The 13,394-nt window shown below is 69.8% G+C and carries 1 protein-coding gene (only partly in view); it reads right to left on the bottom strand.

The genetic code is table 11. The annotated features are described in order from the left end of the window. A protein-coding gene (locus tag ACH3VR_RS20975) for a hypothetical protein (RefSeq protein ID WP_397558281.1) crosses the window boundary here: on the bottom strand, nucleotides 1-13,394 show its 5' portion. 13,777 nt of this gene lie to the left of the window's left edge; the window shows 13,394 of its 27,171 coding nt (coding positions 1-13,394); the start codon lies at nucleotides 13,392-13,394; its stop codon lies off the left edge, out of view.

Genomic DNA, 13,394 nt, shown 5'->3' with positions numbered 1-13,394 from the left:
ATCGCACCTTCGCCCGGCCGCGTCAGCGAGTAGCGCCAGCCGTCCCCCTTGCTCGCGTCGGCGGGCCGGGCGACCGAGAACGAGATGACGCCCGTCGATGCCGTCGTCACGCACGATCCGCCGGAGAAGCCGGCGTCACTGGTCAGGTAGACCTTGTCGCCCGACACCGACGAGATCGTGTAGGTGCCCGCGTAGCAGTTCGACAGGAAGAGCGTGTCGCCCGCGCCGAATCCGAACGCTGCCCAGGAGCCGCCGGCGGTGAGCCGGAAGAAGTCGTGGTCGTTCTCGTTGCCCGGCACGATCGATGCGGTGAGGAGGCCCTTGACGAGCTGGAGCTGATCCTTGTCGATGACGTGCACGCGGTAGATCGCGCTGTCGGTCAGGCCGGTGATGGGGTTGGATCCGGTGCCGGTCGCGACGATCCGGAACCGGACGGCCTCGCCTTCGGTGAAGCCGTGCTTCTGGATGACGATGCGGTTGGACGACGCGGTGTCCACGAGCGTGAAGCTCGTCACGTCGTGGGTCACGGGATCGACCGTCTCGGTGTAGACCATGTCGGCCGAGCCGCTCGTGAACTGCTTCGAGAGTCCGGGGTCGTGGTAGGTCACGGCGTCGCCGTCCTCGAAGGTGTTGCCCTTTTGGATGGCTCCGCCCACGACGTTCGCCGACGTGAAGTCGATCGTGCCGTCCTCTGTGCCGTCCTGCAGCTTGATCGTCGTCGCGTCGATGACCAGCACCGTGTACGTCTGGCCGGCGGTGAGACCCGGGATGACGTTCTCGAGCGAGCTCTGCGACGTCGTCGCGGGCGCGGTGAGGTTGATCGGGGCTCCACCCGGGGTCAGAGCCAGCTTGATCACGTTGGGCTTGGTCGAGTCGGGGACGAGCACGTAGTAGACGGCTCCGTCGATGAGGCCGCCGATGAGCGCGGCACCCCGGTGATACACAACGGCCGCGCCCGCGTAGAGGCCGCTGCCTGCGGGGAGCGTGATGGTGTCGTTCGCCGTGCTGACCCGCAGCGCCGCGTCGAAGGTCGCGACCGCACCCTGCGAGATGACGAGCCTGTCGCCTGTCTTGAAGAGGTGCGGAGCCGAGAAGCGGATGACATCGATGACGGGGTCGACGGATGCTCCCGCGAAGCGCGCACCCAGCCGGTAGACGCCGTCCGATACGACGATGATCGTGTAGTCGCGATCGTCGGCGAGCTGCGTGCCGCCCGACGTCACGGGGTTCGCGCCCGCGAGGTAGCGGACGATCTGGCCGTCCAGGAGGCGCAGCCGCACATCGAGCGCGATCGTGTTGTTCAGGGCGTCGACCGTGACGATGTCGCTCCTGGGGGCATCGCCTTCCTGGATGAGCTTCGCCGAGACGACGGCGTCGCCGGCGGCCGTCAGCACGGCACCCGATCCGACGAGCGCCTGAACACCCGGCGTCACCGTCGTCGTCGAGTGCGCCGCTCCGCCGTCGCCGATGAAGCTGCCGCCGTAGGCCTGCGCCGTCGCGTCGGCCTCAGCCGATGCCGACGCCGTGACCGCGATGTCGCCGTCGCTGAGGCCCGGCGTGTTGACGGACGTCACGAGGCGCACCGTGATGCGGGCGGATGCGCCGATCCACGCCTTGGTCGCTCCCGTGACGCTGCTCGTCGCAGTGGCGTCCCGGCCGCTGGCGACGCCGCCCGCCGTGACGATGAGGGTCGTGACGTCCGTGCGGAGCGACGAGGTCGCTGCGACGCTGACATACCCGTCGGTGACGTCGACCGTGATTCCGTCGTCGATGTACGCCGTGGTGGCGGCGCTGACCGTCGCGGTGCCGGCGGCGTTGCCGCCCGCCGCGATGAGGGCTCCCGCGCCGACCGTCATGGAGACGGTCGCGATCGCATGGGTCGTGGTGGCGGTGACGTCGAGGTCTCCGCCGGTGATGGTCGTTCCGGTGGCGAGATAGGCCAGGACCGAGAGGGAGTCGGTCGCAGTGGCCGAGTGGATCGGGACGGCGATGATCGCCGAGCCGGATCCGCCGCGGAAGGTGGAGATGGCGTCGCTCGTGGCGGTCGCCGTGATGCTGAGTCCGGAGGTGCCGAGGAGCAGGACCAGCCGCGGAGGTCCACGGGTCGGATCGGCGGCGTCGACGAAGGCGGTGACCGTGCCCTCGACGCTCGCCGTGACGGGGCTCACCGAGCCCGAGCCGGCGGCGACGAGCCCCACGGCGACCGCGAGCACCGTGGCATCCGCCTTGCTTCCGGATGCGGTCGCCGAGACGGCGAGGCCCTTCGCCGAGAACGATCCGGAGTCGCCGGTCGGCCCCTCGAGGAGTCCGAGGTAGGCGCGGGTGTCGCCGGTGACCTTGGCGGTCGCATCGATGATCGTGACGGCGATGAGAATCGATCCGGAGCCGCCCTCGCTCTTCGCGGTCGCCTGCGCGGCGGTGTTGAGCGCCCGGATCTCGGCGTCGCCCGCGACGGTGATGGTCGTGGGCAGGGCCGACGCGGTCGACTCTGCGAGGAGGCCGATCCAGGCCTCGACGTCGCCGCTGATGGTGGCCGTCGTCTTCTCGCCGAGGCCGCCGCCGGCGAGCCCCACGGCCCCGAGCTCGGCCTTCACGTCGGCGTTCATGCGAGTGGCGGTCGCCGTGACCTTGAGCGAGCCGGCTTGGACGGTGGTGCCGTCGTCGATGTGGGCGAACGTGTTGCGGCTGATCGTGCCGGTGGCGTCCAGCGTCATGCCGGCGATGAGGCTTCCGGAGCCGCCGAAGGCGTGCACGGACGCGTGCGCGTCGGTCGTCGACAGCACTTGAACGGCGCCTGCGGCCTTGACGCTCGAGCGCCGCGCGGCGTGGGTCGCGTCGGCCGCGGAGGATCCGATGGATGCCTCGGTGCGACCGCTGATCGTGCCGGTGGCGGTCACCCCGCCGCCCGAGCCGCCGATGACCAGGCTGACCGTGACGTTGCCGTTCTCCGTCCGCTTGATGTCGTCGGTGGAGGTCGCGCTGACGGTGATGCCGGCCGCGTTGGAGGTCACCGAGGAGCCGAGGACGCGCGCGAGCACGTCGTTCTCGATCGTGTTCGTGAGCTTCGTGATGGCGACGGAGACGGCGATGAGCGCCAGCTCCACGGCGACTCCGACGATCGATCCTTCGACCGTCGAGGTGTCGCTCGCGGTGACGGCGACGGCTCCCGTACCCGTCACGGTCGACCGCACGATCTCCGCGATCGTGTGGCCCTTCACGGTGTTGGTTCCGACGACGCCGACTCCTGCGGCGCCGAACGATATCGGCACCTCCGAGATCTGGATCGCGACGCCGATGGCGACCGAAGCCGCCTCGGCCCAGAGGGTGCGCGTCGACTCGGCCTTGACGGTGGTCGTACCGGCACTCGTGACAGTCGAGTCGTGGATGTAGGCGTCGACGGCGCCGTCGATGATGTTGTCGGCCAGCGCGACCGCGATCGACGCGTTCGCGGACAGGCCGCCCTCGCTGAGCCCGACGGCGACCGAGAGGGCACCGGAGCCCATCCGCGCCGTGATCGTCGCGACGTCGCGAGCGGAGACGAGGAGTCCGCCGGCGCCGATCTGGACAGCCGCGTCTCGACCCTGGACGGCGGTCACGGCGTCGACGATGGCGGCTGTCACGATGGTCTTGATGGTGTTGCCCGCCCACGTGATGGCGACCGCGCCCGCGAATCCGATCCCGTCGCCGACCGTCATCCGCGCCGAGCCCGCGCCCGCCATCGTCAGCGTCTCGATCGTCGCCTCGGAGTCGGCGACGATCCGTGCCGAGACCGCTTCGACAAGGGATGCCACGACACGTGCGATGAGGGTGGTCGTGATGCGGGACTCGCCGACCGAGATGCCGGCCGAGATCGCCGCGCCGGAGGAGTCGCCGTTCGCGAAGGTCAGCGAGAGGGCGAATCCGCCGGCGTCGGAGTGGATCTTGGCGCGATCCTCCGCGGTGACGGCGAGCTCCCCTGTCCGTGCGATGGCGTGCGCCGCGTTGCGCAGCTCGGCGGTGATGGCCCGCGTGATCGTGTTGATGGCGATCGAGAGGCCTGCCGACAGGTCGAGACCGTTCGAGTCGCCGCTGCCGAGGTGGAACGCCGCCGCGATGCCGAGCGCGAGCGCGTCGATCGTCGTCTGCTGCGTCGTGCCGGCCTTGATCGCGACCGAGTCGCCTGTGACGGTCGTGCCGTCGACGACGGCGAGCACTTCGCTGTCGATCGTGTTGAGGGCGACGGCGATGCCGAGGGCGAGGTTGAACCCGGCGCCCTTGCCGAGCGCCAGCATGAGGCCGAGCGCGCCGGCGTCAGCCGTGATCTTCGAGACGTCCTGCGCCGAGACGGTCACGGCGCCGGCCGCCGTCGAGACGGCCGTCGTCGCGGTGCCGCCCTTGATGATCGCCTGCACCGTGGTCGCGATGACGTTGCTCGAGCCCGCGCCGCCGCCCGCGAGGTTGAATCCGCTCGACGACCCGATCCGCCCGTTGACGGCGCCGCCGAGCACGAGAGCGTCGATCGTCGGGGCTGAGAGGGCCGAGACCGTCACCCCGGTCGCAGCGGAGACCGAGGACGCATCGATGACGGCTTCGACGATGTTCTTGTGGCGCACCGTCGGATTCGCCGGGTCGTGGGTGTAGATCTCGTTGATCGCGACGCCGATGCCGATGCCGCCGCTGAACAGCGACTTCTGGCCGGAGCCGAACGCGACGGCGATCCCGACGCCCGCGCCGTCGGCGTGGATCGTCGATGTGTCGGAGGCGAGCACCCGCGCGGCCCCACCCGTCGCGGTCACGGTGGAGTTCACGATCGCCGCGCGCACCGTGGGAACGGCGGCGCCGGCATCCCACCGTCCACCGATGCTGTTGAACGACCCCGCGCCGCCCCCCGCGATCTGCAGGTTCGGGTTGCTGGTGGCCACGTCGACCGCGACGCCGAACGTGAGGGCGGAGATGACCGCGGATGCCACGGCCGAGACGACCACGTCGCGGAGTGCCGTGACCGTCGAACCCGAGACGAGCGCGAGGTTCTCGCTGACGACGTCGTTGATCGCCACGCCGATGCCGATCGCGATCGTCGGCGAGTCGCCCTTCGAGCGGAAGTCGAGCGCGAACCCCACGCCGCCGGCGTCCGCCGTGATCGTCGCGCTGCTGAACGCGTCGACGAGCACTCCGGCGCCCGTCGCTGTCACAGAGCTGCCCTCGACCGATGCGCGCACCGTCTGGTCGATCGTGTTGCCGGAGCCGGCTCCGCCGCCGCTGATCGGGTCGGTAGAGGCCGCACCGGCGAGGGTGATCGCCAGGATCGTCGGCGTCGACTTCGCCGCGACGACGACGGCGTGGTGCGCGCCGGTGCCGGCGCGGGGGTCGTCGGCGAGGGCTCCGCTCGTCGTGAGCGTCACCCCGACGACGGTCGCCTTGACGGTCGAGGTCACCGTGTTGTCGGCGACCGAGACGCCGACAGTCGCGCTGAGACCGCCCGATCGTGCGGGGACAGTGCCGGCGAGAGCCAGCGCTCCTGCCGCGGCCACGATGGAACCGGTGCTCTCTGCGAGCACGAGCACACCGCGCGCGCTGACGACGGAGGCGCCGACGGGAGAGTTCGCCACCTGATCGGTGATGGATGCCGCGACATCGCTTTCGACGATGTTGATGAGCACCGACCCGGCGCCGGCGATGCGGCCTGTGCCGCCGAAGCTGCCGGAGAGTCCGACGGCCACGCCCAGGACCGAGCCGTTGGCGACGGCTCGGACGACGATGTCTCCTGTCGTCGTGATGCGGGCGTCGTCGACATGGGCGCGGGTCGTCTGGTCGGCCTCGTTGTAGCCGAGGGCCGCGCCGACCGAGCCGCCGCCACCGATCGCGAGGCCGGCGCCGCCGCCGATCGAGATGATGCCGGTCGAGTCGGTCGCGGCGACCGTGACACCCGTCGGGCCTGTGGTGGTGCTGCTCTGCAGAAGCGCCTCGGTGACGTTGACGACGATGTTGATCGCCATGACGAAGCCGAGGCCGATGGTCGTCTTCGGGCCGAGCGCGCCGCCGATCCCTGCACCGACGGAGTAGATGCGGGGGTCGGTGCCAGGGTTCTCGTTCTTCGCGGTCACGGAGAGCGCGCCACTCGTGATCGTCAGGGTCGAGCCGGCGAGCGTCGCCCGCGTGATGGTGGGCCGGTCGTCGGTGCCGAAGAGATTGAGGCCGACGCCCAGGCCGACACCCGCCTTGCCGCCGAACGCGATGCCGCCGCCGACCGCGATGATGCGGGAGCGGTCGAGCGCGCTCACGACGACATCGCCGTCGATCGTGCCGTTCATGCCGCGGAGGGTGGCCTCGGTCTCGTTGAAGATGACGTTGGCCGAGAACGAGCCGGCGATGCTGAGGCTGTCGTTGCCGAGAGCGCCGGCGAGCCCTGCCGAGATCGAGAGCAGATCGCCGCCGCGGACCGCGACGACGGCGACGCCCCCGCCCGTCGTCACGGCATCGGTCTGCACGATGAATGCGCGCGTCTTGACGTCGAGGTCGTTGAGGCTGAACGCACCCGCGATCGACTTCGATCCGCTGCGCTGGCCCACGACGAACGCGGCGCCGCCCGTGACCGCGAGCTGGAAGAACTCGTCGGTCGCCGTGACGGTGATGGTCCCCGCGCGGATGCGACCGGCATCTGCGATCGAGGCCTGCACGGTGTCGCGCACGATGTTGACGGATGCCGCGCCCGCGACTCCGACGCCGGTGGGAGGCGTCTGCACCGACGTGCCCAGGATCTGCAGCGCCTTGGCGGAGGTGGTCGGCGGGTTAGCCGGCGGAAGTCCGGGCTTGGATACGGCGCCCGCGACCGCGAAGGCCCACAGGTCGCCGTTGAGCTTGGCGAGCACATCGACGGCGCCCGTGACGTGGATGTTATCGACGTTGCGGGCGGTTCCGGTCGCGGTCGAGACGGCGTCGGGCGACCCGACGACGGCCTTGGTCGTGCGGTCGAGGTCGTTGATCGCGATCGAGATGCCGACGCCGACGCCCTCGCCCACCGTGATGGCGCCGACCCACGTGACCTGGGTCGTCAGGTCGCCCGCGTAGAGGCGCACATCGCGGCCCGTGACGATCGCGTCGGAGTCGAGACGGACGAGCGTGTCGCTGTGCTGGCGGACGTAGGCGACGGATCCGGCGATCGCGACGGCGCCGCCCGTCGTGCCGGACTGCACGAGGTCGACGTTGAGGATCGCCTCTTCGGCCTTCATGTTGAAGCCGCCGTCGGCGCCGCTGTGGATCTTGGCGCCGGAGCCGACGATCGCGTGCGTCGTGTTGTCCTGCACACGGATGAAGAACGCGCCGCCTGCACCGCCGCGCGAGCCGCTCGTGCCCATCGGGTTGAGCGTGATGCGGTCGCGCTTGGTCTTGTCCGCCGAGTCGAGATCGATGTCGGGCAGCGTGAAGATGCCCGTCATCGTGATGAACTGCTGGTAGTTCGTGGCCTCGATGGAGACGACCTGCTCGTTCTCCGCACCGTCGGCGTCGTCGCCCGGAGTGTTGTCGTTGTTGTAGTGATCGCTCGTGCGCCACGCGTCGTCCTGGTTGATCCCGACGCCCGACTGCACCTCGGCGATCGCGCTGTTGGTGAGGACGAGCACGGCGACGGTGCCGGCGATGCCCAGCTCCTCGGCCGTCGCGGTCGACGTCGTCCACGAGTTGAAGAACGAGTCCTGCGCGCCGAGGCTGCTGTTGACGTACTTGAGAACGGCGTCATACCCCTCGTTGCGGATCGCGTCGACCCATTCGCCCTGCGAAAGGGGGATGTACTGGTCGGGACGGGTCAGGAAGGGGTAGAGCACTTCGGCGATGACGCGCGTCGCCCGCAGGCCGTCGAGCGTCGCCGCGATCGGCGCGCCCGAGGCATCCGTCCCCTTCGCGATCGTCGTCGTGGACGTGTTCTCGATGACGGCGATGGCGACGGCGATGCTGATCATCGTGTCGGCGCTCGTGCCGGCGCTCTGCCGCGTGATGTCTTCCTGCGGCTCGGTCTCGCTCTCGGCGCTGATGGTCAGCGTCTGCGCGATGTTCGCCTTGACCTCGAGGTCCTCGTTCGACTTCACGACGCCGGTCGGTCCCACGGTCGTGGTGACATCGTGGTCGGCGAAGATGAACGCGAGCGCTCCCGCGACGCTGATGCTGCTGGACGAGCCGACGTTGGCGGCGCCCTGGTTCTGCGCGTACTTTTTGGTGAGCTTCGTGACGATCTTGTCGGCGACGTTGGTGCCGACGATCTCCTTGAACTTCGCCCAGCGGTTGGGCGCCGGGTTCTCGCTCGAAAGGCCCGCCGTGGCCGACGACGCATCCTTCGCCGTGAGCTGCGCGATGATGCCGACGCCGGTCGCGAAGCCCGAGTCGAGCACGTGCTTCGCCGCGAACCAGTGGCCCGAGACACTCGGGTCGACGGAGGTCAGATCGATGAGCACGCCGGCGCGGGCCTCGTTCTCCGTCTCGGCGAGTCCGAACACCTGGGCGTCGGCGAAGCGGGTGTTGCCCTGCAGGTTCGTCTGTCCCGTGCTCGCGGCGATGTAGTAGGTGTTGTTGTCCTTCAGGCCGCCGATCTCCGGTCCCGTGCCCTTGTGGTAGACGACGGCCTGACCGAGCTCGAACGTGTTGAACACACCGACGGGGCGCGGGATCGTGATCGTATTGGCCGCGAGGTCGACGTCGGCGGCGTCGAAGTAGAGCTTGTTCGTGTCGGTGGCCGGCACGCCGACCTTCGTCAGGTCGACGACGTTGCCGGCGTGGTGGTCGACTCCGAGGCCCGCGCGGATGGCGCGCTGCTCGCTCGGCGCCAGCTTGATCCACTGCGACTCGTCGCGGTTCGGCGTCGTCGGGTCGTCGACGAGCTGGATGACGTAGTACTGCCGGCCGTCGACGAGTCCGCCGATGCTCGTGCCGCGGCGGTTCGTGTAGGTGATCACGTCTTCCGTCACGAGCCCGTGCGCGCCGACGTAGATCATGTCCTTGTCGTAGTCGACGTAGCCGACTTTCTGGTCGTCGGTGTCCTGCGGCTCGATCTCGATCTTCACCGTCGAGATCGCGTTGCCGTCGTCGTCGGGTGCCATGCGCGCGATCACGGTGCCGTTGACGGTCGTCGTGATGTCGGCGTCGCTCAGCTCGATCGAGAACGCGAGTCCCGCCGTGCCGTCCGAGAAGATGCCCGACTCCGCGCTCGCGGACGAGTCGACTCCGCCCGATGCGATGATGTTGGCGGTTTTGCCGGCCTCGATGTACGCGGTCTTGGCGACGGTGATCGTCGACTTCGCGATGGCATTGCTCACGGCGAGCGATATCGCGATCTGCGACGAGCCGGGGTTCGGGATGCTGTCGAGCTCGCGTGACGTCGATGCCTCGAGGGATGCCTTCGCGTTGGCGGTGCTCGTCACGACCACCGCGGCAGTGCTCGTGATGACGGCGCCCTCCGCGATCTCGACGGATGCCGTCGCCGTCGCCTGCGCGTAGCCGATGCTGAAGAGGCTTCCGTGCGCCGTGCCGCTCGCGTCCGCCGATGCGGTCGCGTAGATGCCGACCGTGTCGGCCCCGATGATCTGCGCACCCGTGCCGATCGTGATCTTCGCCGTCGAGGACTTGAGCAGCAGCTTGGCGGGAAGCGCGAGCGCCCCTTCGAGGAGACCCGTGAGCGGGTCGATGACGAAGTTCGCGACCTCCTTGCTCGCGTCGAGCGCCTCGGGGAGGCCACGATCCTCGGCCTGGGCGATGAGGTAGATGCCCGTGCCCCGGATCTGCGCGCCGGCCTCGATCGTGATCGAGACGGAGCGGTCGCTCACGAACAGGGGAGAGAGGTTCTCTGCGAAGGCGTTGGAGATCTGCCGCACGCGGAAGGTGATGTAGCTGCCGCCGGAGTCGACCACGACGCCCCCGCGGACGGTGATGTGCGCCGCGTAGATCTCGATCGTGCCGCCGCCGGTGACGGCGTTCCCGTTGAAGAAGACGCTGTCGGGGTCGGGGTCGTCGACGAAGGTCTGCTCCTGCTCGCTGAGACGCCGGTTTCCGTAGACGTAGAGCGAGGCGCCGGGGTTCCAACCGGCGGGGAGGGCGATCGTGATGGTGTCGGTGCCTTCATAGCCTTCGACGACGAGGGTCGTGGCAGGGACCGTGACGATCCAGTCGCTGCGCGTCGTGCCCGTCGCGGCGTCGTACCAGACGACTCCGTCGTAGTGGATGCGGAGCGTCCCGGCGGTCGCGGCGGAGATCGTGATGACGTCGTCGGCCGACGTGCCGTGCACCCGCACCTCGTCGGGGTTGGCCGCGACGGCCTCCTGACGGTCGAGGCCCGTGACCTGGACGGACTTGCCGGAGGGCGTGTGGAGGGCGGGACCGCTGAAGTCGTCGACTGCGGGGTTGTAGACCGCTGCGAGCGTGGCGCTCGTGGAGAAGAGGAGGATGTCGGCGCCGCGGGCGCCGCCGTTGATGATTCCGGAGAAGGAGCCGTCGACGGTGATCTGGAAGACGTCGGCGTTGTCGTCTGCGCCGGTGAGCACCTCGAACGACGTGAAGGCGATCCCGGCGACGGTGCCGGAGTCGGGGCCGTCGATGACCCAGCGCACGCCCGCCTCCGGGGGACCGCGGATCGTGTCCGTGGATCCCGACCCGTCGATCGCGTCGATGTTCGAGATGGCCCCGGTGCCCGTCACCGACGAGGGGGGCGGCGTGTACTGGAAGAAGACGATGTCGCCGTCGGCGAAGGCGGTCGAGCCGGCCTCCCTGAACACGACGCTGAGCTTGCGGTAGCCGCCCGGCGCACCGGGAACGGCGATGCCGAGGAGTTCGAGGAGGACCCACTTCGTGGCATCCGTCGGACTGTAGAGCTTGAGCTCGCCGTACGGGCCGGATCCCTCGATGCGATCGATCGCCTCGACGATGGAGTTGTCGGCGCGATCGACGTCGTCGACGTAGATCGACGTGACCGAGGCGGGGGTCGCGCTGTTGAACCGGATCCTGCCATCTCCGGGATCGCTGTCGGCCGTGAGCGTCGAGAAGATCGCCTCGTAGGTCAGCGCTCCTCCTGTGATGACGAGGGTCACGGGTGAGCCGTACGCCGTGAAGACGATGCGGTCGGTCGGCGTGGGTGCGCCGTCGACGACGGCGCCGCCCTCGACGGTCCCGGCGACGGAGCCGGTGCCGGTGAAGGTGAAGGTGTCGTCGGAGCCGCCCCCGACGAGGTTCTCGATGCCGGAGAACGGCAGGCCGTTGAGGTCTCCGCTGCCCGGTCCGCTGACCGTCCAGGCGTTGACGATGTCCGCCGCGGCGACCGCGTCGGATCCGCCGCCGCCCGCGATCGAGCCCGAGACCGTGGCCGCCGTGTGCGGCCCTCCGTCGGGACCGAGCGTCTTGAGCACGAAGACATCGCTCGCCGAACCACCCACGAGGTTCTCGACGGACGTGAAAGTGGTCGTGTCGGTGGCGCCGGCATCCTCCGCCGTGACGACCCAGTCGGTGTCGACGTCGGGGCCTCGGAGCGTGTCGGAGCCCGCCAGGCCATTGATGCCGGCCACTCCCGTCCAACTCGCGTCGACGGTGAAGATGTTGGCGGACACTCCGCCGACCAGGTCGGCCTTCTGGATCCACGTGAGGCCGATGGCCTGCGTGCCGACGGTGAGCGAGGTGCTCGTCAGCGACATGTCCGCGTCGCGGGTCGCAGCGACGGTGTTGGTCCCAGGGCCGCCGTCGACGCTCAGGACGACGCGAGTGGGAAGGGGGTCGACGGTGAACACGTCGTCGCCGCCGCGTCCGCGAACCGTGAGGTTGAACGGGCTCGATGAGAGCGTGAACGAGTGGCTCTCACCGGTGCCGTCGGTGAAGTCGATCGTGACGTTGTCATTGCCCGTGCTGTGGACCCGGAGCGCGTGCGGGTTGTCGTCGCCGACGGTGACGATGCAGGAGCTCGTGCACGACGCGCTGATGTCGATCGGTTCGAGGCCCGCGTAGGTGGTGACCGAGCCGTCGCGGGTGATGGCGCCCGACTGCGGTCCCGTCACGCTCGACTCGATCGTCGCGAATGACCCCGATCCGAGGGTCAAGGTGTCGAATCCGCCGTCGCCGCCGTCGACCGCGGAGATCGAGCCAGCGCCCTCGAGAACGAAGTCGTCCCGATTGCCGCTCGAGCCTCGCAGCATCTCGAAGCCCGCGAAGGCCACGACGACACCTCCCGCGCGGAGCGATCCCGACGACAGGCCGTCGATCGTCCACCGTGTGTCGGCGGAGGGCCCGACCAGGACGTCCTGCCCGCCCGCGCCGTCGATGCGGATGCCGACGCCCGCAAGGGCGGCCAGGGCGCTCGCGTCGATGACCACGACATCGGCGCCGGCCGTGCCGACGAGCACGATGCCCGAGATCGTCGCGAGCTCGCGTCGCTGGTCGCCGATCACGACCCAGCCGTCGACGACCCGGAGCGTCGACGTGCCTCCCGGGAGCTCCACTGTCCAGACGTCGGGGAGCGGCGCCGTCGCGGCCTCGGCTGCGATCGACGGAGTTGTCGCGGTATCCGCCGCATCGATTTGCGCTGGGTCGGCCGGCACAGGATCGGCAGGTGCCGACTCGACAGGTGCCGAGTCGACAGGCTCCGCGTCGGCAGGCGCGGTGTCCGGGGTGGGCGCCGGATCGGCAGGGGCCGGCACGGGCTCGACGGCGACGGGCTCGGCAGGCGCAGGATCGGGAGCGGGTGCGGGGTCTGCTGCGGGCTCCGTGGTCGCCGGCTCGGGGGTGCTCGGATCCGACGTGTCCGCCGCGCGAAGCGGGTACAAGCCGCGCGCGAGCCCGTGGACGACAGATGCCTCAGCGCCCGCATCTTCTCCGACGGAGAGGTATCGCTCCCCGACGTCGAGCCGGGCGCCCATGATCGTCGCCCCGGTCGGCGCGACATCGGCACGGCCGAGCAGGTGGCCGATCTCGTGGGCGAGCACCGTCCGCAGGTCGACCCGATCGTAGGCGGAGCTGCCCCGCGTCGCGTGCGCGACGATGCCGTCGCGGCGGGCGAACTCGGTCGATCGCGCCGGCGTGGCGTCGACGAACCAGCCGAGGCCCGCGGCCGTCGGGTCGATCGTGATGGTGCGCCCTGAGGTGGTCGCGAGCTGGTCGCCGACGACATCGGCGACGCGGATGCGCGCGCCGTCCGGGAGTTCGCTCAGACCCCACAGCCTCAGTGCGCCGGGCGCGACGGCGGCGACGTCGGTGATCGTGACGGCGCTTTCGACCGATGCAGTCCCGGACGCGCTCGCGCGCAGCGCCTGCACGGGCGTCGCCTCGACAGCGGCGGGCACGAGTGCCGGTGCGGCGACGACGCACGCCACGACCACCGCTGCGATGAGCTGCGTCCGTGCAGTCAATCGCAGGGCGATCGACGCGTTCTGCGTCGAACCGGACCTGTCGTCCAC

It is taken from the genome of Microbacterium alkaliflavum (assembly GCF_044325405.1).
Lineage (GTDB): Bacteria > Actinomycetota > Actinomycetes > Actinomycetales > Microbacteriaceae > Microbacterium > Microbacterium alkaliflavum.
Note: the sequence above shows the minus strand (reverse complement) of the source record. Positions and strands in the feature narration are given on the sequence as shown.